Here is a 21,071-nt window from a genome sequence, read left to right as displayed (position 1 = left end):
CAAAGGAACTCTGCTTTGAACAAGAACATGCGCATCCTGATCGTCGACGACTTTTCGACCATGCGTCGAATCGTCAAGAACCTGCTGGGCGATCTGGGCTTCACCAATACCGCCGAAGCCGAGGACGGGCATGCTGCGCTGTCGCTGCTGCAGAGCCAGCCGTTCGATTTCGTGGTCACCGACTGGAACATGCCGGTGATGACCGGCATCGAGCTGCTCAAGGCGATCCGTGCCGATGCCAAGCTGAAGACCCTGCCGGTGCTGATGGTCACCGCCGAAGCCAAGCGCGAGCAGATCATCGAAGCCGCCCAGAGCGGCGTGAACGGCTACATCATCAAGCCGTTCACCGCGCAGACCCTGGAAGAAAAGCTGGGCAAGATCTTCGAACGCCTGGCGGCCAGCGCCTGATGGACACAACGGTCGACAAGAACGCCCTCGCCCTGCGCCTGCAGGAAGCCCTGGACGCACTGGAGTCCGGTGACGAGGCCGCCTGGCGGCAGCGTATCGACGGACTGGTCGCGCTGCGCACGCAGCCGATGATGAGCGGCCTTTCGCGGCTGGCCCGCGAACTGGGACAGGCGCTGGGTGAACTGCCGACCGTACCCAGCGAAGCCGGTGAGCTGGATGACGCCTGCGCGCGCCTGGACCACGTGGTGGCAATGACCGAACAGGCCACGCACCGCACCCTGGACCTGGCTGAGGAATGCCGCAGCCTGACCGAACAACTGCGCGCCGAAGGCCTGCAGCCGGGCCAGGATGCGCAGCTTGAGCGCATCCGCCACAACCTCACCGAGATCGCCCTGACCCAGAGCTACCAGGACCTGACCGGGCAGATCATCCGTCGCGTGGTCGGCATCGTCCGCCGCGTGCACGAAGGCTTCGGCGCGCTCGGCCTGCCTCCGGAACAGCATCGCACCGACCCGGAACTGGCCGGGCCGGCACTGAAGGGACTGGACCGCCACGCGGTCTCGCAGAACGACGCCGACGACCTGTTGTCGGATCTGGGGCTGTAAGCATGAGCGCGGTATCCGACGACATCACTGCCGATTTCATCATCGAGGCACAGGAAATCCTGGACCGCCTGGGCGAACAGCTGGTGTCGCTGGAGCAGGCACCGCAGGACAGCGAGCAGCTCAATGCGGTGTTCCGCGGTTACCACACGCTCAAGGGTGGTGCCGGCTTCCTCGGCGTCACCGCCATGGTCGAGCTGTGCCACGCCGCCGAAGAAGCGCTTGGCATCGCGCGCGCTGGCCAGGCCGTGTTGCAGGCCCATCACTTCGACGCGGCCCAGCAATCGCTGGACTACCTGCAGTCGATGCTCGATGCAGTGTCTTCCGGCACGGAACCGGGCTACGCCCCGCCGGAGCTGATCGCACAATTCGACATGCACGGCGGCGGAACCGTGGCCCCCACCGCCTCGGCACCCGCTGCCGGCGGCGGCGACCTGATCACCGAAGACGAATTCGAGGCCCTGCTCGACCAGCTGCACGGCGGCAACGCGCCCACTGCGGTTGCGCCAGCGAAGAAGGCCGACGACGGCCTGATCAGCGAAGACGAGTTCGAAGCCCTGCTTGACCAGCTGCACGGCGGTGCGGCCCCCGGCAGCAAAGCGGTCGCCGCCGCGCCGGTTGCTCCGCCGCCGGCACCCCGCCCGGCGGCGCCCACGCCGCCCGCGAAGCCGGCCGCCAAGCCGCTGGCCGAGGCCGAGCACACCGTGCGCGTGGACACCAAGCGCCTGGATGCGATCGTCAACCTGATTGGCGAACTGGTGCTGTCACGCAACCGGTTGAAGACGCTGCGCGCACGCCTGCGCGACGAAGAGCTGGACCGCGCGGTCTCCACCCTGGACATCGCCACCGCGCGCCTGCAGTCGGCGGTGATGCGTACCCGCATGCAGCCGGTCGGCAAGGTGTTCTCGCGTTTCCCCAAGGTGGCCCGCGACGTCGCCCGCTCGCTGAAGAAGGAAGTGGACCTTGAGCTGATCGGCGCCGAGACCGAGCTCGACCGCAACCTGGTCGAGGCCTTGGCCGACCCGCTGGTGCACCTGGTCCGCAACGCCATCGACCATGGCGTGGAAATGCCCGACCTGCGCGAGGCGCAGGGCAAGCCGCGGATGGGCCATGTGCGGCTGTCGGCCCAGCAGGAAGGCGACTATGTCAGCATCGAGGTGCAGGACGATGGCGCCGGCATCGACCCGGAAAAGCTGCGTGCGAAGGCACGCGAGAAGGGCCTGATCGACCCGGAAGCCGCGGCCCGCCTGAGCAGCGAGGAATGCCTGCACCTGGTGTTCCTGCCCGGCTTCTCGACCAAGCAACAGGTCACCGATATCTCCGGCCGTGGCGTCGGCATGGACGTGGTGCAGTCGCGCATCCGCGAACTGAGCGGCCAGATCCAGATCCAGTCGGAACTGGGCCGCGGCAGCCGCTTCCTGATCCGCGTGCCGCTGACCCTGGCCATTCTTCCTACCCTGCTGGTGCAGGCCGGCGAGGACGTCTACGCGCTGCCGCTGGCGCGCGTGATGGAAGTGCTGCACGCACCGCGCACCTCGCTGGGCTGGTTCGATGGGCGTGCCGTGCTCGACCGGCGCTCGCATACCCTGCCGCTGGTCGATCTGCGCCAGTGGCTGGATGTGACGCCAGCCGCGTCGACCCTGCTGACCATCGTGGTGCTGCAGGCCGGCGAGGCCCGCTTCGGCCTGGTCGTGGACCAGGTGCGCGGGCGCGAGGAAGTGGTGATCAAGCCGTTGCCCAAAGCCCTGCGGGGCCTGCGCGGTTACGCCGGTGCAACCTTGATCGGCGATGGTCGCATGGCGCTGATCCTGGATGTGGATGGCCTGCGATGAATCCCGCCGGGCCCTGCCCGGTGGCCCGAAAACTGTGACTACCGTCTGTACGCGATCTCCCGGTGTCTCAAGTCCCATTCATACACGCCGATACCGGAACCATGGATAGACTCAGCCTCATTGGACTCTTTCTCGCCCTGGCCTCGCTGGTCGGTGGCAGCATCCTCAAGGGCGCCGGCCTGGCGTCGTTGTGGTCGCCTGCGGCGTTCGTGATCGTCATCGTCGGCACCATCGCCGCGATCCTGCTGCACACCTCACCGGCGGTATTCAAGCACGCGTTCAAGATCGTGCGCTGGGTCGTGCGCCCGCCGCACAGCGACCGCCGTGAGCTGATCCAGCAGATCGTCGAGTGGAGCAACATCGCCCGCCGCCAGGGCCTGCTGGGCCTGGAGTCGCAGGTGGAAGCACAGCAGGACCCGTTCCTGCGCAAGGGCCTGCAGCTGCTGGTGGACGGCGTCGAACCGGAGTCGATGCGGCACATGCTGGAAATCGAACTGGGCAGCCAGGAACACCAGGACCAGGCCGGCGCCAAGGTGTTCGAGGCGATGGGCATCTATGCGCCGACGCTCGGCATCATCGGCGCCGTGCTGGGCCTGATCGCGGTGATGAAGAACCTGGCCGACCCGAGCAAACTCGGCCACGGCATCGCCGCCGCGTTCACCGCCACCATCTACGGCATCGCCTCGGCCAACCTGTTGTTCCTGCCGATTGCCGCCAAGCTCAAGAGTGTGATCTCGCACAACACCCGCGACCGCGAAATGGTCATCGAAGGCCTGATCTCGATTGCACAGGGCGAGAACCCGCGCAACATCGAAACCAACCTCTCCGGCTTCCTGCACTGACATGGCCCGCCGCAAGCACCACGAAGAGCACGCCAACCATGAAGCATGGGCGATCCCCTATGCCGACCTGATGACGCTGCTGCTCGCCTTCTTCGTGGTCATGTATGCCATTTCCTCGGTCAACGAGGGCAAGTACCGGATCATGGCCGACGCGCTCACCGACGCCTTCGGTGGTGCGCCGCGCACCATCAACCCGGTGCAGGTCGGCAACAAGCAGGTGCAGGGTGGCGGCTGGGACAGCCCGTCGGTGATCAAGTCCGGCACCAAGATCGGTCCGTCCGCACCGGCCCCGTCGCATGACCCGACGCTGCTGCCGTCGATGGCCTCGCAGATGCGCATGCCGGTATCGGTGCACAACCAGGAACAGATCGCGCGCGCCGAGCGCCAGCTCAACAGCATCGCCGACCGCCTCACCGCCGCGCTGGCGCCGCTGATCGACCGCGGCATGATCAGCGTGCGCCGCACCGAACTGTGGATCGAGGTCGAGATCAACAGTGACATCCTGTTCCCCACCGGTTCGGCCGCGCTGGACTCGCACGCACGGCAGACCCTGGCCAGCCTGGCCGACGTGCTGCGCGATGTGCCCAACAGCGTGCGCGTGGAAGGCCACACCGACAACGTGCCGATCGCCACCGCCACCTTCCCCTCCAACTGGGAACTGTCGGCCGGGCGCGCGGCCAGCGTGGTGCACCTGTTCGCCGACCAGGGCGTGCAGCCGTCACGGCTGGCGATGGTCGGCTACGGCCAGTTCCGCCCGCGCGAAGAGAACGACAGCGCGCAGGGCCGCAACCGCAACCGCCGGGTGATGGTCATCATCCTGGCCGACACCTCGCACTCGGTCGATCCGCTCGGGCAGCGCCTGAACGCTGCCACCGGCGCCGTCGACACCAGCGCCACCGAACAAGCCGCCGCAACTCCGGCTAGCGCCCCCACCTCCCCCATCGCACCGGTGAAGTTGCCGCCGGTGCCGGCTGGCAGCCGCGTCGGCGCCGCCGTTCCCCCGGCAATGAAGGAGTAAACCGATGCGCATCTGGGCAGTCGCCAACCAGAAGGGCGGAGTCGGCAAGACCACCACCACCCTCGCCCTCGGCCGCGGCCTTGCCGCGCTCGGCCACCGCGTGCTGCTGATCGACCTCGATCCGCATGCCTCGCTCAGCCGCGCCTTCGGCGTGCCGGTGGATCCGCCGCCGGCCGGCGTGCTGGAACTGTTCGGCGCACCACCGGCCGACCTGTCCAGCCTCTGCCATGCCAGCAGCATCCACGGCTTGGACTACGTCTGCGCGCAGTCGGCACTGGCCACGCTGGAGCGCCGCAGCGCCAACCAGCCCGGCCTCGGCCTGGCCCTGCAGAATGCACTGGCACGCCACCAGGGCCAGCACGACTACATCCTGCTGGACTGCGCGCCGACCCTCGGCCTGCTGATGATCAATGCCTTGGCCGCCGCCGACCGCCTGATCATCCCGACCCAGGCCGAGCCGCTGGCCCTGCACGGCCTGGATGGCATGGTCCGCACCGGCGAGATGGTCGAGCGCTCGCGCCGCCGCCCGCTGCCGATCTCGATCCTGCCCACTCTGTTTGATCGCCGCACCCGCGCCGGCAACGAATCGCTGCGCAGCATGCAGGACCGTCACGGCGCGCGCGTATGGGAAGACGCGATTCCGATCGACACCCGCATCAGCAATGCCGCCGGCCTCACCCTGCCCAGCGTCGGTGAGGACTACCCGGGCCGCGGCCTGGCCGCGTATCGCCGCGCCCTGAACTGGATTCTCGGCGAGGACGCTCGCGCCCTGGAGCAGGCCGCATGAACAGCACCGGCGTACTGGACGACTACCTGGACGAACTGCTGGGCGAAGCGATTGTCGCAGCGCCACCCGCTGCGCCGCCGCCCGCCAGCGCCCCGCCGAGCGAAGCGGCCGCCGAGCGCGAGCCGACCTGGGACGACCTGCCGGCCGAAGTGATCTACGAAACCGACACCGTGGGCGCTGCCCCGGCCGCGGACGACGCCGCGCTCGAGGCCGCATTCGAGGCCGCCGCAACACCTGCCGTCGCCGAAGGCGAACCGACCTGGGATGACCTGCCAGACGAGGTGCTGCACGAGACGGCCCCGGCGCCGGTCACCGCAAGCCCCGGCCCGGAACCCACCTGGGACGACCTCCCGGACGAGGTGATCTACGAGACCGATACGGCTGACAGCCATCAACTCGCCCATACCGACAGCCCGGGCCTGCAGGCGGCGTTCGAAGCTGCCGCGGGCGGCGAAGACGTCGCCACGCCGCCGCCGGCCGTGGTTGCGGCGCCGGTACCACCGGCAGCACCGCGAGCAGCCGCCGCACCCACCGCACGCGCCGCAGCCGTACCGCCACCGCGGGTCGCCGTGGACGCCCCCGCAGCCAGCCGCCCCAGCAGCTGGCAGGAACTGCAGGCGCAGGCGCACCACCCGGCCAGCAGCCCGCACCCGCAGAACCGCCGCGCCGGCGAGCGCACCTCGCGCTGGCTGCGCCTGCGCTGCGGCACCCAGGCCTATGCGCTGGAGCTGCTGAAGGTGCAGGAAGTGGTACTGCCGGTGCCGCTGCTGCCATTGCGCGGCACCGCACCGGCCATGCTCGGCATCATGAACCTGCGTGGCCAGGTAGTGCCGGTGATGGACCTCGGCCTGCACCTCGGTGCCGCCGCCGCCGAGGACGACGCGCAGACCCGCATCGTGGTGCTGGAGGAAGACGGCGAGACCATCGGCCTGCGCGTGTCGGCCGTGGAAGATGTCGCCAACCTCACCGATTCGCAGATCGAGCCACCCGATACCGCGCGCATCTGCCAGATCTCCAACGATCTGTTCCGCGGCGTGGCCCGGGTCAGCCAGCGCCCGATGATCCTGCTCGACGCCACGCAACTGTTGAGCTGAGTCGGCGCATCGCGCCGATTCTTCTAAAGAACCCCGCCGGGGTGCCGTTATGGATCACGGAACCGTTTGTCCGGAGCAACGATGAGCACTGTCGAACTGGGTGAGGATCTCGGCATCGAGAGCAGCACCGAGCTCAAGAACCGCCTCGCCCCGCTGGTGGCGCAGGCCGGCGAGCTGACCCTGGATGCAAGCCAGGTCGCCCGCATCCACACCGCCGCCATACAGGTGCTGTGTGCGTTCGTGCAGGCCCGCCGCGAGGCAGGCCTGGGCACCGGCTTCCACGGTTGCACCGCAACCTTCCGTGACGCCGCGCGCCTGCTGGGCGTCACCCAGGCCCTGGGCCTGGACGCAACCCATGACAACCTGAAATCTGTGGAGAACGCTGCATGAGCGCACGTATCTTGGTGGTGGACGATTCGGCGTCGATGCGCCAGATGGTTTCCTTCGCCCTCACCTCGGCCGGTTTTGCCGTCGAAGAAGCTGAAGACGGCGCGGTCGCGCTCGGTCGCGCCAAGGGCCAGCGCTTCAATGCGGTGGTCACCGACGTCAACATGCCGAACATGGACGGCATCGCGCTGATCCGCGAACTGCGCCAGCTGCCGGACTACAAGTTCACCCCGCTGCTGATGCTGACCACCGAGTCGGCCGCCGACAAGAAGTCCGAAGGCAAGGCCGCCGGTGCCACTGGCTGGCTGGTCAAGCCATTCAATCCGGAACAGCTGGTCGCCACCGTGCAGAAAGTGCTGGGCTGATCGCCCGGCACCGCTCCCCTTCTTCGCTTCCGGACCACCACTGCCATGAGCATGGACCTGCAACGCTTCCACGCCACCTTCTTCGAGGAGAGCCGCGAAGGCCTCGACGCGATGGAGGCTGGCCTGCTGGCCCTGGAATCGGGGCAGCAGGACGCGGAGATCATCAATTCGGTGTTCCGCGCCGCCCACTCGATCAAGGGCGGCGCTGGCACCTTCGGCTTCGATGCGATCGCCGGCCTGACCCACGTGCTGGAAACGCTGCTCGATGAGCTGCGTGCCGGCAAGCGGGCACTGGAAGGCCACGCCGTCGACGCCATGCTGTCCTCGGTGGACGTGCTGCGCGCCCTGTTGCGCGAAGCCGAACACGGCCAGGCCGCCGATCCCGCGGCCGTCGCCGCGGTGAAGGCACGCCTGGAAGCGGTGCTCTCCGGCCAGGCCGCGCCAAGCGCCCCGGCCGCCGCGGCCGCCGCGGCCGCCAAGGTGGACGACACGCCGGAAGCCTGGCAGATCGGCTTCACCCCGGCACCGTCGCTGTTCATGAGCGGCAACGATCCGCTGCGCATCATCCGCGAACTGGAACACCTCGGGTCGCTGCAGGTCGCCGCGCGCATCGAGCGCCTGCCCGGCTTCGCCCAGCTTGACCCGCTCGAGGCCCACCTGGCGTGGGACCTGGGCCTGGTCGGCAAGGTGCCGCGCAGCAAGATCGAAGACACCTTCGCCTGGGTGCTGGACGACTGCGAACTGGACATCCGTCCGGCGGCGCCGCCGAGCCTGGCCACCCAGGCCCCGTCCGCAACAGCCCCTTCCACACCGGCTCCTGCGGCACCTGCCGCACCCGCGCCCGCGGCCAGCGGCGGCGCACCCCAGGAAGCCGAAACCTCGATCCGGGTCAGCGTCGACAAGGTCGATGCACTGATCAACCTGGTCGGCGAACTGGTCATCACCCAGGCCATGCTCAAGCAGGTCTCGCACGCGCTGGACCCGGTTCTTGCCGAGAGCCTGTTCGCCGGCCTGGACCAGCTTGAGCGCAACACCCGCGACCTGCAGGAAGCGGTGATCGGCGTGCGCATGCTGCCGGTCGACGCGGTGTTCCGCCGCTTCCCGCGCCTGGTCCGCGATCTGTCCAGCCGCCTCGGCAAGCAGGTGCGCCTGCGCACCGTCGGCGAAGGCACCGAGCTGGACAAGGGCCTGATCGAGAAGATCGCCGATCCGCTGGTGCACCTGGTGCGCAACTCGATCGACCACGGACTGGAAATGCCCGATGTGCGCCGCGGTGCGGGCAAGGACGAAACCGGCACGATCACCCTGGCCGCCTCGCACCAGGGCGGCCACATCGTCATCGAAGTCAGCGACGATGGTCGCGGCCTGGACCGCGCCAAGATCCTGTCCAAGGCGCACGAGCGTGGCCTGGCCGTGCCGGACAACCCGACCGATTCGCAGGTCTGGGACCTGATCTTCCAGCCCGGCTTTTCCACCGCCGATGCGGTGACCGATCTGTCCGGCCGTGGCGTCGGCATGGACGTGGTCCGCCGCAACATCCAGGCGCTGGGCGGCGAAGTGCAGATCGAGAGCAGCCTGGGCAGTGGTACGCGCACGCTGATCCGCCTGCCACTGACCCTGGCCATCCTCGATGGCATGACCGTGGCGGTGGCCGGTGAAACCCTGATCCTGCCACTGGCCTATGTGCTGGAAGCCCTGCAGCCGCAGGCCGAGGACATCCGCAGCATGGCCGGCGAAGGCCGCGTGCTGCGCGTGCGCGGCGAGTACCTGCCGATCCTGTCGCTCAGCGAGTACTACGGCTACGGCAACCGTGCGCCGGGCAGCGAATCGCTGGTGGTGGTGGTCGAGGGCGATGGCCAGAAGATCGCGCTGGAAGTGGACGAGCTGGTCGGCCAGCAGCAGGTGGTGGTGAAGAACATCGAGAACAACTACCGCCGCATCGGCGGGGTGTCCGGTGCCACCATCCTCGGCGACGGCCGCGTCGCCCTGATCGTCGATATCGGCGGCCTGGTGCGCTCGCTGCGGATGCCACAGGCCGCCTGATTCCCATTGCAGGCTGTCCAGAACCGCCGCCCTTCGGGGCGGCGGTTTTTGTTTGCGCGCGCTCCGGCATTGGGGCCAGATCCCCGTCATGCGGAAAGGAATCTGACCCCAACCCACGGCGCAGCACGTTCCGTGAACTTCGTCGGCGCGATGGTTTCGCGTGCAACCTGGCCAGCGCAGCGAAAGCCCCGTCGCCGCAGCACTTTCGCGCCCGCCCCCCCTACGCAACCGAATGTGATCTGCGTCCATAAAGTCCGCGCGGACCGCGCCGTTATTTCGCATTGACGGCCGTCACCGAACCCCACCGGGCACTCCCGTTCGCTCTGCAACCACCCCCGGCCGACGCACCTGCGCGGCACCCTGCCCACCTGGAGCACCCTGCATGAAGTGGTTCCAAGATCTGCCCATCGCCCGCAAGCTGGCCGTGGGGTTCACCCTCACCACGTTGATGACCCTGGTCCTCGGCGCCTTCGCACTGTTGCGCCTGAGCGAGGCCAACACGCAGCTGGGCGAGATGGCCGGCAACGATATTCCGTCGGTCCAGCACCTGGGCGAAGCCCGCTCGCAGCTGGGTGAATTCCGCACCTACGAGCTGGCGTTGCTGAGCATGCTCGACCAGCCGGACAAGGTGACCGACTACAACAAGCGCATGGACGACACCGCCAGGACCGTGCACGAGGAACTGGCCGCGTACGCGGCGTTGCCGGCGCTGGCCAGGGAACGCGAGCTTTACCAGGCCGCCAACGTGCAGCTGGAGCGCTACTTCGCCGCCAACAAGGCGATGCGCGACGCCGTAGCTGCAGGTGACGGCGCGCTCGCGCAGCAGATCTCCGACGAGCAGTCGCGCCCGGCGCGCCGTGAACTGTTCGCGGCGATGAAGACGCTCGGCACCCACATCGCCGGCCTGATGGACGCCAAGATCGCTGCCGCCAACGCCACCCACCGCACCAGCATGATCGCCATCATCGGCTGCATCGTGCTGCTGTCGCTGGTCGCGGCCGCGCTGGCCACGGTGATCTCGCGCGCCGTCACCGGCCCGCTCGGCAAGGCCGTGCACGCGATCCAGGCCGTCGCCCGCGGCGACCTCAGCGTCAGCACCCAGGCCACCAGCAAGGATGAGGCCGGCAAGATGCTGGCCGCCACCGCCGAGATGACCGCCATGCTGCGCCGCTTCAGCGAGCAGACCCAGCTGATGGCGCAGATGCATGCCGGCCCGGACATCAGCCACCGCATCCCGGAAGACTTTCCGGGTGTCTACGGCCAGCTGGCCGGCGGCATCAACACGGTGATCTTCGAGCACCTGGACGCGATCCGTGATGCCATCGACGTGCTCAACCAGTACGCCATCGGCAATCTGGCCCCGGATGCGCGCCGCCTGCCCGGCAGCCGCGCGATCCTGCACGAATCGATGGACGCGGCCAAGGCCAGCCTGCTGGCGATCAACACGCAGATCCAGCAGCTGGCCGAGGCCGCCGCCGCGGGTGACTTCAGCCAGCGCGGCGACGCCCAGCGTTTCCAGCACGACTTCAAGCTGATGATCGAGCACCTGAACACCATGATGCAGGTGGCCGACGGCAACCTAGGCCAGCTGTCGCAGCTGCTGCAGTCGATCGCCGCCGGCGACCTGACCGCACGCATGGACGGGCAGTTCAACGGCGTGTTCGCCCGCATGCGCGACGACGCCAACACCACCGTCGCCCAGCTGACCCAGATCGTCGGCCAGATCCAGGCCAGCGCCTCCAGCATCACCCTGGCCGCCGGTGAGATCGCCTCGGGCAACAGTGACCTGTCGCGCCGTACCGAGCAGCAGGCCGCCAACCTGGAAGAAACCGCCGCCTCGATGGAGGAACTGACCTCCACCGTGCGCCAGAACGCCGAACATGCCCGCCAGGCCAACCAGCTCGCCATCGGCGCACATGGCGTCGCCTCGCAGGGTGGCGAGGTGGTCGGCCAGGTGGTCACCACCATGTCGGCCATCGAAGCCTCGTCGAAGAAGATTGCCGAGATCATCTCGGTCATCGACGGCATCGCGTTCCAGACCAACATCCTGGCGCTGAACGCCGCGGTGGAAGCGGCGCGTGCCGGTGAACAGGGCCGCGGCTTCGCCGTGGTCGCCAGCGAAGTGCGCACCCTCGCCCAGCGCTCGGCCGCCGCCGCCAAGGAAATCAAGGGCCTGATCGACGATTCGGTCGGCAAGGTCGCCGAAGGCTCCAGCCTGGTGCACCAGGCCGGCAGCACCATGGGCGAAATCGTCGCCTCGGTGCAGCGCGTGACCGACATCATGGCCGAGATCTCCGCCGCCTCGCAGGAACAGTCGGCCGGCATCGAACAGGTCAACCAGACCGTGGTGCAGATGGACGAAACCACCCAGCAGAACGCCGCGCTGGTGGAAGAGGCCACCGCCGCCGCCCGCGCCATGGAAGACCAGGCCGTGCAGCTGGGGGAAGCCGTGGCCCGCTTCCGGCTGGCATCGCAGGCGACCCCGGGCACCGCGCCGCGCCTGGCCACCGCACCGCTGCCGCGCCAGGTAGCGGCCGCTGCCCCCGCCCACAGGCCGGCACCTGCACGCACGCTGCGCGGCTCGAGCGCCCAGCCGGCACTGGCCGTCGACGGCGACTGGCAGGAGTTCTGACCCCACGCGGAAAGCATCCACGCATGGCATGGATCTACCTGCGTGGCACATCGGGGTCAGGTTCCTTTCCTCCGGCAAAGGGATCTGACCCCTCACGCATGGAAAGTGATGTAATTCTCACTTCATAATCCGATGCAGAGGCCGATATCCCCATCGAGCCTCGCGCCAACGCGTGCTGGCGCCCGCCCCTGACCGTAGATTCCATGTCCGACGGCAACGACACTGCAGTGCATGATGTCCACGCGGCCGATGCCGCTGACGAACGTTTCCTGGTCCGCAACCCGCGCCAGCTGCGCCAGTTGCTGCGCTCGCTGATCGACCAGCGATCGCTGATCAATGCGCATATCGACGGCCGCGACCGCTCGTTCCCGACGGCGCTGCTTGATCTTGACGAGGACGAAGACTACCTGCTGCTCGATGGCAGCCCGCAGGAAGCGTCCAACCGCGCCGCCGAGCAGGCCGACCACCTGCTGTGCTTCGCCCAGCTTGAACGTGTGCTGGTGCGGTTCCGCCTGCATGAACTGCAGCGCGTGGACAACGACGGCCACGTTGCGTTCCGTGCGCCCTTGCCGGACGAGCTGGTGCACCTGCAGCGACGCGAGCTGTACCGGCTGGAGACGCCGGTTACCGACTCGCCGCAGCTGCTGCTGCCGCCCGGCGAAGCCCGCGCCGAAGCGTTGTCGATGCGGGTGGTGGACATCAGCGGCGGCGGCCTGGCTGTGGTCGTGCCCAACGACTGCGCGGTGTTCGGCCTGCAGAAGCGCTATCCGGCGCAGCTGTCACTGCCCGATGGCCCGGACCTGGACATCGAACTGGTGGTCTGCAACCTGCTGCCGCAGCGCCAGCCCAACGGCATCGAGGTCAAGCGCGTGGGCATGCGCTTCGACACCCTGCCGCGTGGCGCCGACAGCGCCATCCAGCGCTACATCTTCCGCATCGACCGCCAGCGCAAGGCCCGCCGCAACGGCGAGATGTAGTCACGTGGTAGTGCCGGCCGCTGGCCGGCAACCTCGCGACCATGCGGGTACGGCCATTGCCGGCCAGCGGCCGGCACTACCGCTCCCCGGTAGGATACCTAGGGCGCCACAGCTAAAGTCCCCCACGGCGGGGCCGATATCGAGCCTGACACCGGGACTTCCGGCAGAACCAGGACCCCTCGATGAACGACAAGACCAGCTCCGCCGCCAGCGCCGGTGGCGAATTCCTCAGCTTCACCCTCGGTGCCGAGCACTACGGCGTGGACATCCTCAAGGTGCAGGAAATCCGCGGCTATGACGCGGTAACCCGCGTGCCGGATGCCCCGGACTACATCAAGGGCGTGATCAACCTGCGCGGTACCATCGTCCCGGTCATCGACCTGCGCCTGAAGCTGCGCCTGGACAACGCCCGCTACGACGCCTTCACCGTGATGATCGTGCTGAACGTGGAAGACCGCGTGGTCGGCATCGTGGTGGACAGCGTCTCGGACGTGATTCCGTTGTCCGCCGAGCAGATCCGCCCGACCCCGGAGTTCGGCGCCGCCGTCGATACCCGCTTCATCTCCGGCATCGGTACCCACGATGACCGCATGCTGATCCTGCTGGACATCGAGACCCTGCTCGACAGCGCCGACATGGGCCAGGCCGCCGTTGCCGAAGACGCCGCCGCCTGATCCAGCGGACCTGCTTCACGTTCTGGTCACACAACCCTTCAGTTCCCCCTGGCGGTGCCGATAGGGGGACAGAAGCCGGTCGCGCAGGAGCGCGCAGAACCGGAACGACCATCACCATCCCCGGAGATACACCTCGATGAAGTCCCTGCTTGCGTTCGTCTCGGCCGCTGTCCTGGCCACCACCGCCTCCTCCGCGTTCGCGCAGTCGGCCGACATGATCCCGCCGGAACTGGCACCGCGCTCGGTCGGCAAGGACGGCATGGTCTGTGGCAAGGTCGAAAAGGCCCGCTACGCAGAAGGTTCCGAAGGCCAGCCGACCTTCCTGTACATGGGCGGCGCCTTCCCGCGCCACACCTTCTCGGCCCGCATCGCCGGCGAGAACCGCGGCAAGTTCTCCTTCCCGCTGGAAACCCTGGAAGGCAAGACCGTGTGCGTGATCGGCAAGATCCAGCGCGACGCCTCGCGTGCGGAAATCGAAGTCAGCTCGCCGGCTGGCCTGAAGCTGGCCAACATCAAGTAATCCGCTGTCCGTCGAACCACGCCGGACCTGGCGCCGGCGTGGTTTCTGCTGCAACCGGGCCCGATGCCCGGGCGCGTCTGCCTTAGGAGCTCGCAACGCCCATGCCGTGGATCAACAACCTGAAACTGATGCCGAAGCTGCTGCTGACCTTCGGCGTCCTCCTGCTGGTGATGCTGCTGCAGGGCATCGTCGCCTATCGCGGCCTGCATTCGCTGAACAACGTCACCACCGAGTTGGCCGGTTCGCGCATGGAAAGCATCCGCATGGCCGGCGAGATGCGCGGCATGCTGGGCGAGTACCGCAACGCCGCCTACCAGCAGCTGATCCGCGCCAGCGATGACGTCAAGTCCGACGCGCGCAAGCAGGCCGTCGAGCTGCGCGGGAACATGGACAAGTCGATCAAGGGCTACCCGGCGCTGGTCGACAATGCGCAGCAGAAGAAGCTGTTCGACACCTTCGCCAAGGAATGGAAGGACGCCCTGGCCTCCTATGACAGCGTCACCGAGATGCTGGAACTGGACCTGCCGGACGACGCCATCGATACCTTCGTCGGCGAGACCCGCACCAAGCACCGCAAGGCCGCTTCGGCGCTGGAAGCACTGATCGCCGAAGACAACCGCCTCGCCCGCGCCTCGCGCGAAGAGGCCGAATCCACCTACGCCGCCTCGTCCGTGCTGACCGTGATCGCCCTGCTGGGCGGCGCCGCGCTCGGCCTGGTGCTGGTCTGGCTGTTCGCCCGCGCCCTGGTCGGCAGCGTGCGTGGCGCCGTCTCGGTGGCCAACGACGTGGCCGGCGGCAAGCTCGATGGCCACATCGATGTCAGCCGCCAGGACGAAGTCGGCGAGCTGATGCAGGCCATGCAGCGCATGCAGCGCGACCTGCGTGAGCGCATCGAAACCGACCAGGCCGTCGCACGCGAGAACCTGCGCATCCGCACCGCGCTGGACTACAGCTCGACCGGCGTGTACCTGACCGACACCAGCAACACCATCGTCTACAGCAACCGCGCCCTGCAGCAGACCCTGAGCCAGTACCAGGATGAAGTGCGCCGCGACCTGCCGGACTTCGACGCCCAGGCCTCGCTGATCGGCAAGCCGGTTACCGTGCTGGAACACCGTGGCGAGATGGACCAGACCCTGCTCGGCAACCTGAAGGCGCACGGCGTCGCCCGTCGCCCGATGCAGTACGGCGATGCCCAGTTTGCGCAGGTGGTCTCGACCATCCGCAATGAAGGCGGCGACACCGTCGGCTACGTGGTGGAATGGCGTGACCGCACCCAGGAAGCGCTGGTCGAGGCCGAAGTGGCCCGCGTGATCGCCCAGGCCGCCGCCGGCGACCTGTCCGGCCGCATCGACGCCAGCGACAAGGAAGGCTTCTTCCTGCAGCTGGCCCAGCAGATCAACGGCCTGCTCGACGCCAACGCCGGCAGCATCGAACAGATCTCCGGCCTGCTCGCCGCGCTGTCGCAGGGTGACCTGACCGTGCGCATGCACGGCGACTACCAGGGCGTGTTCGCCCGCATGCGCGACGATGCCAACGCAACCGCCGCACAGCTGAGCGAGATCGTCACCCGCATCAAGCAGTCCAGCCGCGCGATCAATTCGGCCGCCGGCGAAATCGCCTCCGGCAACAGCGACCTGTCGCGCCGTACCGAACAGCAGGCCGCCAACCTGGAAGAAACCGCCGCCTCGATGGAGGAACTGACCTCCACCGTGCGCCAGAACGCCGAACACGCCCGCCAGGCCAACCAGCTCGCCATCGGCGCACATGGCGTCGCCTCGCAGGGTGGCGAAGTGGTCGGCCAGGTGGTCACCACCATGTCCGCCATCCAGGCCTCGTCGAAGAAGATCGCCGAGATCATCAGCGTCATCGACGGCATCGCCTTCCAGACCAACATCCTGGCGCTGAACGCCGCGGTGGAAGCGGCCCGTGCCGGTGAACAGGGCCGTGGCTTCGCCGTGGTCGCCAGCGAAGTGCGTACCCTCGCCCAGCGCTCGGCCGCTGCCGCCAAGGAAATCAAGGGCCTGATCGACGATTCGGTCGGCAAGGTCAACGACGGCTCGGCGCTGGTGCACAAGGCCGGCGCCACCATGGGCGAAATCGTCGCCTCGGTGCAGCGCGTGACCGACATCATGGCCGAGATCTCGGCCGCCTCGCAGGAACAGTCGGCCGGCATCGAGCAGGTCAACCAGACCGTGGTGCAGATGGACGAAACCACCCAGCAGAACGCCGCGCTGGTGGAAGAAGCCACCGCCGCCGCCCGCGCCATGGAAGAACAGGCCGGCCACCTCAGCGAAGCCGTGTCGATCTTCGTGGTCGACGAAGCCGAGGCAGTGACCGCCCCACGCGTCACCGCCCCGGCGCCGCGTGCCGCCGCCCCGGCAGCTCCGGCCCCGGTCGCACCGCCGGCCCGCCGCACCGCAGGCGGGCGCCCGATGGCGACCGAGCTGGCCGACGGAGACTGGCAGGAGTTCTGATGCCACGCCTGGAGGGCCGGTCGCAGCACCGGCCCTCCTTTCCGGCGCAGCCGTCACTGCGGCTGGCGGAGCCTGTAACTCTTGTGCAGCAGGCCATCGGGGCTGCCTGCGTTGACGATGGCGGCGCGCACCCACACCAGCTTTTCCTTCAATCGCCGGATGTGACCCCGGCGCACGTGGGTGCGCGGCCCCGCCGCCCCCCCGCCCGGCCCGGTGCCGTCCGGCGCGGCCGTGGCGCCATCCACCTCGAACACCCGGTAGCTGAAGAACGGCTGCTTGCCTCTGCGCAACCGCCGCTTGTTCAGCGCCACCGATGCCGGCCGCTCCACCGACGCGACATTGGCGCAGTTGAGCACGCAGCAGGTCTGCAACAGCATGGCCACCTCGTCGCGACAGTCCTGCACGATCTGCGCCTTCACCGCCGCACTGCCCTGCTGCTCCACCGCCCAGGCGTGCCATTCCGGCAGCAGCGCGAACGGCGCAACCCGGAACTGCTGCAAGGGTTTCCCGGACGCCATCGCTTCCACCGGGGCATTGACCAGGCGCGTGGGCAGGCTGGCTTCTTCTGGCCGGTACAGGCTCAACGGATTCTGGTGCGGCAGGAACACCCCTCCCAGTGGCACTTTCCACGCGGCCGCATCGGCCTGCCAGTAGATCGGGATCACCACCACGCCACCGGCCGGTTCGTCCAGGAAGGACTCCGTGGCCGGAAAGGCCGCGGCGACTTCGCTGTTCATGTTCAGGCACAGCGCGATGCGCCGGGGCGCCGCATGGCCCGCCCCTTTGTAGCCCGGCAACCCGTCAGGCAGGATCCACGCCGCTTCCAGCGCCATCACCTCGAACGGCGGGCGCGCCATGTCCACGTGCACCTGGCGCAGCTCACGCAGATCGATCATCTCCGCGCAATTGGGCAGCAGGAACTTCACGCTGCGATGCAGGTAGCTGGCGATGGCTTCATGGGCCTGGCGGATGCCCGGCATGCTGCCCTTGATCCGGGGAATCAGCGCGTTCATTTCTTCCAGTGCATGCGCTGCATAGTTCAATAATTCGATGTGACCTTCCATCGCCGTACAGATGTGCTCCATTCCTTTCCGCCCGTCCGGCGGTGCGATCGAAGTCTAGGAATGGCATCAGTACAATCAACAAATTGTCCTAGATACACTCGGCGCACGGATGGCACGCTCACGGTTCAAGCAGGTAGTCGATGGCCTCGTATCGGACATCCAGAGCGGGAACCTGCGCCCTGGAACCCGCCTGCCCACCCATCGCGAGCTCGCCCGCCGCCATGATCTGGCGCTTGCCACCGCCAGCCGCGTCTACGCCGAGCTGGCCCGGATGGGCCTGGTCATCGGTGAGATTGGTCGCGGCACCTATGTGCGCCAGGCGTTCGGCGCACGGGGCATGGCCTGCGACATGCTGGCCGGTCTCGGCAGCGGCATCGACCTCAACGCCAACATGCCCACCGCGTTCGGCCAGGACACTCAGCTTCGCCGGGCCCTGCGCCACCTCTCGCAGCAGGGCGACCTGGAAGCACTGCTTCTGTACCAGCCGCCCCTGGGTCGGCCCCAGGAGCGCCAGCTCGTGGCCGACTACCTGGTGCAGCGCGGGGTACCTACCGATGCCGGACGGGTGGCCCTGGTCCAGGGCGCCCAGCACGGATTGACCGTCGCCCTGCTGGGCGCACTGTGCCCCGGCGATGCCATCGCCGTGGACGCCTTGACCTACCCTGGTTTCAGGCAGATCGCGGCGATGCTGCGGATGGAGATGATCCCGGTGCCGGTCGGCCCGGAGGGCACCGACCTGCAGGCACTGCGCACGCTGTGCAGCCAGCGCCGGGTCAAGGCCGTGTACTGCATGCCGACCATGCACAACCCGCTGGGCTTCGTCCTGACGCTGCAGCAGCGCCAGGAGCTGGCCGCGATCGCCCGCCAGCATGGCCTGCTGGTGCTGGAAGATGCGGCCTACGCCTATCTGGCCGCGCCCGCCGTGGTACCCGTGGCGGCGCTGGCACCGGAACGCACCGTGTACATCGGCGGCCTGTCCAAGAACCTCGCCACCGGCCTGCGATTCGGCTACATCAGTGCGCCGCCGGCCATGATGGGCGCAATCGAGCGCGCGATCCGCGCCACCACGGTCAACTCGCCGGCACTGGTGACGGCGCTGGTGCGCCGCTGGCTGATGGATGGAACCGTCGACCGCATGGAACGCCACCGCCGCGCCGACGCCCGGCACCGGCAGGCACTGGCACGGCGCCTGCTGGAAGGTGTCGCGCTGGTCGGCCACCCTGGTTCCTACCTGCTGTGGCTGCCACTGGAAGGGCGCGACCGCGCCGAGGCGATCTGCCAGGACCTGCATGAGCAGGGCATCGTGCTTTCGACCGCCGCGCCGTTCGCGGTCGGAACCCACGTTCCCAACGCGCTGCGCATCGCGCTGGGAACGGTCGATCCGTCCACCCTGGAACGCGCCCTGGCGCAGGTACGCTTGCGCCTGGATCAGCTGGCTGGCTGAACGGCCGCGGCCCGCCGTTCGCGCGCGGCTCAACCCTGGGCCCGCGCGGCCGATAACGGGGGTGTCACCGCTTGTCCCGCTGTGACCGGCTCGGCGCCGCCCGCCCGTTTCGACCTGGTCCTGCTCGATGAATCTCCTGCATCGCTGGCAACACTACTTCAGCAACCTCTCCGTCCGGCGCAAGCTCAACCTGCTGACGCTGCTCATCGCGCTCGGCGTGATCGCGCTCTCGGTGATCGCTGCCCGCATGCAGTACCTGGACCTCACCGAGACCCGCAAGACCGCGCTGAAGACCCAGGTCGAACTCAGCTACGGCATCCTCCAGCACTACCACCGCCTGGCCGCTACCGGCGAGCTCAGCGAAGAGGCCGCCAAGGGCGCCGCGCTGCAGGCGCTGGAATCGATGCGCGCCGAGAACGATACCTACTACTTCAACATCTACGACACCGGCTACCGCCTGCTGATGCACCCGTTCCGCAAGGACCTGGTCGGCAAGGACATGAAGGACTTCCGCACCGACGATGGTGTACGCATCTACTACGACCAGGTCGAAGCGGCCAAGGCCGGTGGCGGCTTCGTCAACTACCGCTGGGCCAAGCCCGGCAGCAAGGGCGACGTCGGGAAGGTGGCCTACGCTGGCCTGTTCGCGCCCTGGAACTGGGTGGTCAGCAGCGGCGTCTACATGGACGACGTGCAGAAGCAGGCACTGGTGTTCACCGCCATCATGGCAGTCTCCGGCGGCGTGCTGGTGCTGATCGTGCTGGCCCTGAGCTGGGTCATCGGCAACCGCATCGCGCGCCCGCTGAAGCAGGCCACCGCCGTCGCCGAAGGCATTGCCAGCGGCAAGCTGGACAGCCACATCGGCCCGCAGCCGCACGACGAACCCGGCCGCCTGCTGCATGCGATGTCTGGCATGCAGCAGCAGCTGCATGCGGTGATCGGCGGCCAGCGCGAAATGGCGCGACGCCACGATGCCGGCGAACTGAGCTACCGCATCGACGCCAGCGCCTTCCCCGGCGAGTACGGGCTGATGGTGCAGGAGACCAACGCCCTGGTCGGCGGCCATGTGCAGACCCTGCACGACGTGCTCGACGTGGTGCAGCAGTATGCGGTCGGCGATCTCAGCCACGACATCGCGCGCTACCCGGGCGAGAAGGCGGCAATGACCGCCACCGTCGACACGGTCAAGACCAATCTCGGCCGCATCAACGCCGAGATCAAGCAGCTGGCCAGCGCCGCCGCCGCAGGCGATTTCAGCCGCCGTGGCGACGCCCAGCGCTTCGATCATGATTTCCGCCTGATGCTGGAAAACCTCAACGCGATGATGGCGGTCAGCGATGACAACCTCGGCAAGCTCTCGCAGCTGCTGTCGGCCATCGCCGAAGGTGACCTGACCGCACGCATGCACGGCGACTACCAGGGCGTGTTCGCGCGCATGCGCGACGACGCCAACACCACCGTCGCGCAGCTGACCCAGATCGTCGGCCAGATCCAGGCCAGCGCCTCCAGCATCACCCTCGCCGCCGGCGAGATCGCCTCGGGCAACGGCGACCTGTCGCGCCGTACCGAACAGCAGGCCGCCAACCTGGAAGAGACCGCCGCCTCGATGGAGGAACTGACCTCCACCGTGCGCCAGAACGCCGAACACGCCCGCCAGGCCAACCAGCTGGCCATCGGCGCGCAGGGCGTCGCCTCGCAGGGTGGCGAAGTGGTCGGCCAGGTGGTGACCACCATGTCGGCCATCGAAGCCTCGTCGAAGAAGATCGCCGAGATCATCTCGGTCATCGACGGCATCGCGTTCCAGACCAACATCCTGGCGCTGAACGCTGCGGTGGAAGCGGCGCGTGCCGGTGAACAGGGCCGCGGCTTCGCCGTGGTCGCCAGCGAAGTGCGCACCCTCGCCCA

At 68.1% G+C, this 21,071-nt stretch carries 17 protein-coding genes and 1 pseudogene; 17 read left to right on the top strand and 1 reads right to left on the bottom strand.

The window, feature by feature from the left end; translation table 11 throughout:
* The first annotated feature begins 15 nt into the window (after positions 1-15).
* From cheY to O0J73_RS06910, 15 genes and pseudogenes are all read left to right on the top strand, one after another.
* Positions 16-408 (top strand): chemotaxis response regulator CheY, encoded by a 393-nt coding sequence (gene cheY / locus O0J73_RS06980; protein WP_006365466.1) that lies wholly within the window; start codon positions 16-18, stop codon positions 406-408.
* On the top strand, positions 408-1,013 hold the full coding sequence (locus O0J73_RS06975) for a protein phosphatase CheZ (protein ID WP_006442968.1): 606 nt from the start codon (positions 408-410) through the stop codon (positions 1,011-1,013). Before cheY ends, O0J73_RS06975 begins: the two co-directional genes overlap by 1 nt.
* A gap of 2 nt (positions 1,014-1,015) precedes the next feature.
* Positions 1,016-2,842, top strand: coding sequence for a chemotaxis protein CheA (locus O0J73_RS06970; protein WP_133934584.1), 1,827 nt, complete (start codon positions 1,016-1,018; stop codon positions 2,840-2,842).
* Between the two features lie 101 nt (positions 2,843-2,943).
* Entirely contained in the window at positions 2,944-3,684 is a 741-nt protein-coding gene (locus tag O0J73_RS06965; RefSeq protein ID WP_006442919.1) for a flagellar motor protein, read from the top strand.
* A 1-nt stretch (position 3,685) separates the two neighbouring features.
* A pseudogene (gene motD, locus O0J73_RS06960) lies at positions 3,686-4,531 on the top strand (flagellar motor protein MotD); the annotation flags it as partial.
* Positions 4,532-4,706: 175 nt separating this feature from the next.
* On the top strand, positions 4,707-5,489 hold the full coding sequence (locus O0J73_RS06955; protein WP_197563895.1) for a ParA family protein: 783 nt from the start codon (positions 4,707-4,709) through the stop codon (positions 5,487-5,489).
* A complete protein-coding gene (locus tag O0J73_RS06950) occupies positions 5,486-6,583 on the top strand; it encodes a chemotaxis protein CheW (RefSeq protein ID WP_197563896.1) in 1,098 nt (365 codons plus the stop codon). Before O0J73_RS06955 ends, O0J73_RS06950 begins: the two co-directional genes overlap by 4 nt.
* Positions 6,584-6,664: 81 nt before the next feature.
* On the top strand, positions 6,665-6,973 hold the full coding sequence (locus tag O0J73_RS06945; RefSeq protein WP_040007804.1) for an STAS domain-containing protein: 309 nt from the start codon (positions 6,665-6,667) through the stop codon (positions 6,971-6,973).
* A complete protein-coding gene (locus O0J73_RS06940; protein ID WP_005409521.1) occupies positions 6,970-7,335 on the top strand; it encodes a response regulator in 366 nt (121 codons plus the stop codon). The genes O0J73_RS06945 and O0J73_RS06940 overlap by 4 nt, the downstream gene beginning before the upstream one ends.
* A 45-nt stretch (positions 7,336-7,380) precedes the next feature.
* Positions 7,381-9,378: a chemotaxis protein CheA gene (locus O0J73_RS06935; RefSeq protein ID WP_308308315.1), complete on the top strand. Its 1,998-nt coding sequence runs from the start codon at positions 7,381-7,383 to the stop codon at positions 9,376-9,378.
* 382 nt (positions 9,379-9,760) lie between these two features.
* Positions 9,761-12,010: a methyl-accepting chemotaxis protein gene (locus tag O0J73_RS06930; RefSeq protein ID WP_308308314.1), complete on the top strand. Its 2,250-nt coding sequence runs from the start codon at positions 9,761-9,763 to the stop codon at positions 12,008-12,010.
* Positions 12,011-12,213: 203 nt separating this feature from the next.
* Positions 12,214-12,987, top strand: coding sequence for a flagellar brake protein (locus O0J73_RS06925; protein ID WP_006442864.1), 774 nt, complete (start codon positions 12,214-12,216; stop codon positions 12,985-12,987).
* A gap of 182 nt (positions 12,988-13,169) precedes the next feature.
* A complete protein-coding gene (locus O0J73_RS06920; protein WP_006442860.1) occupies positions 13,170-13,661 on the top strand; it encodes a chemotaxis protein CheW in 492 nt (163 codons plus the stop codon).
* 136 nt (positions 13,662-13,797) lie between these two features.
* The gene (locus tag O0J73_RS06915; RefSeq protein WP_006442858.1) at positions 13,798-14,181 is read left to right on the top strand and encodes a hypothetical protein; all 384 of its coding nucleotides are present in this window, start codon (positions 13,798-13,800) and stop codon (positions 14,179-14,181) included.
* A gap of 101 nt (positions 14,182-14,282) precedes the next feature.
* Positions 14,283-16,658 (top strand): methyl-accepting chemotaxis protein, encoded by a 2,376-nt coding sequence (locus O0J73_RS06910; RefSeq protein WP_197563900.1) that lies wholly within the window; start codon positions 14,283-14,285, stop codon positions 16,656-16,658.
* A gap of 53 nt (positions 16,659-16,711) precedes the next feature.
* Here O0J73_RS06910 and O0J73_RS06905 read toward each other — a convergent pair whose 3' ends face one another.
* Complete coding sequence (locus O0J73_RS06905) at positions 16,712-17,743, bottom strand: hypothetical protein (RefSeq protein ID WP_308308313.1); 1,032 nt, start codon at positions 17,741-17,743, stop codon at positions 16,712-16,714.
* Between the two features lie 88 nt (positions 17,744-17,831).
* On the opposite strand from O0J73_RS06905, the gene O0J73_RS06900 reads away from it, so the two are divergent.
* Together O0J73_RS06900 and O0J73_RS06895 are read left to right on the top strand one after the other, a co-directional pair.
* On the top strand, positions 17,832-19,166 hold the full coding sequence (locus O0J73_RS06900; RefSeq protein WP_006471884.1) for a PLP-dependent aminotransferase family protein: 1,335 nt from the start codon (positions 17,832-17,834) through the stop codon (positions 19,164-19,166).
* Positions 19,167-19,293: 127 nt separating this feature from the next.
* Positions 19,294-21,071 (top strand): cache domain-containing protein (locus O0J73_RS06895; protein WP_308308312.1); only part of this gene is annotated, 1,778 nt, incomplete at its 3' end.

It is taken from the genome of Stenotrophomonas sp. Sm6012 (assembly GCF_030985895.1).
Lineage (GTDB): Bacteria > Pseudomonadota > Gammaproteobacteria > Xanthomonadales > Xanthomonadaceae > Stenotrophomonas > Stenotrophomonas forensis.
This window is presented reverse-complemented; position numbering and strand designations above follow the sequence as displayed.

Bases quoted from the DNA above. Each gene is read 5' to 3' on its own strand.
- O0J73_RS06975 (WP_006442968.1), top strand. From the start codon at position 408: ATGGACACAACGGTCGACAAGAACGCCCTCGCCCTGCGCCTGCAGGAA.
- O0J73_RS06970 (WP_133934584.1), top strand. From the start codon at position 1,016: ATGAGCGCGGTATCCGACGACATCACTGCCGATTTCATCATCGAGGCA.
- O0J73_RS06965 (WP_006442919.1), top strand. From the start codon at position 2,944: ATGGATAGACTCAGCCTCATTGGACTCTTTCTCGCCCTGGCCTCGCTG.
- O0J73_RS06955 (WP_197563895.1), top strand. From the start codon at position 4,707: ATGCGCATCTGGGCAGTCGCCAACCAGAAGGGCGGAGTCGGCAAGACC.
- O0J73_RS06950 (WP_197563896.1), top strand. From the start codon at position 5,486: ATGAACAGCACCGGCGTACTGGACGACTACCTGGACGAACTGCTGGGC.
- O0J73_RS06945 (WP_040007804.1), top strand. From the start codon at position 6,665: ATGAGCACTGTCGAACTGGGTGAGGATCTCGGCATCGAGAGCAGCACC.
- O0J73_RS06940 (WP_005409521.1), top strand. From the start codon at position 6,970: ATGAGCGCACGTATCTTGGTGGTGGACGATTCGGCGTCGATGCGCCAG.
- O0J73_RS06935 (WP_308308315.1), top strand. From the start codon at position 7,381: ATGAGCATGGACCTGCAACGCTTCCACGCCACCTTCTTCGAGGAGAGC.
- O0J73_RS06930 (WP_308308314.1), top strand. From the start codon at position 9,761: ATGAAGTGGTTCCAAGATCTGCCCATCGCCCGCAAGCTGGCCGTGGGG.
- O0J73_RS06925 (WP_006442864.1), top strand. From the start codon at position 12,214: ATGTCCGACGGCAACGACACTGCAGTGCATGATGTCCACGCGGCCGAT.
- O0J73_RS06920 (WP_006442860.1), top strand. From the start codon at position 13,170: ATGAACGACAAGACCAGCTCCGCCGCCAGCGCCGGTGGCGAATTCCTC.
- O0J73_RS06915 (WP_006442858.1), top strand. From the start codon at position 13,798: ATGAAGTCCCTGCTTGCGTTCGTCTCGGCCGCTGTCCTGGCCACCACC.
- O0J73_RS06910 (WP_197563900.1), top strand. From the start codon at position 14,283: ATGCCGTGGATCAACAACCTGAAACTGATGCCGAAGCTGCTGCTGACC.
- O0J73_RS06905 (WP_308308313.1), bottom strand. From the start codon at position 17,743: ATGGAGCACATCTGTACGGCGATGGAAGGTCACATCGAATTATTGAAC.
- O0J73_RS06900 (WP_006471884.1), top strand. From the start codon at position 17,832: ATGGCACGCTCACGGTTCAAGCAGGTAGTCGATGGCCTCGTATCGGAC.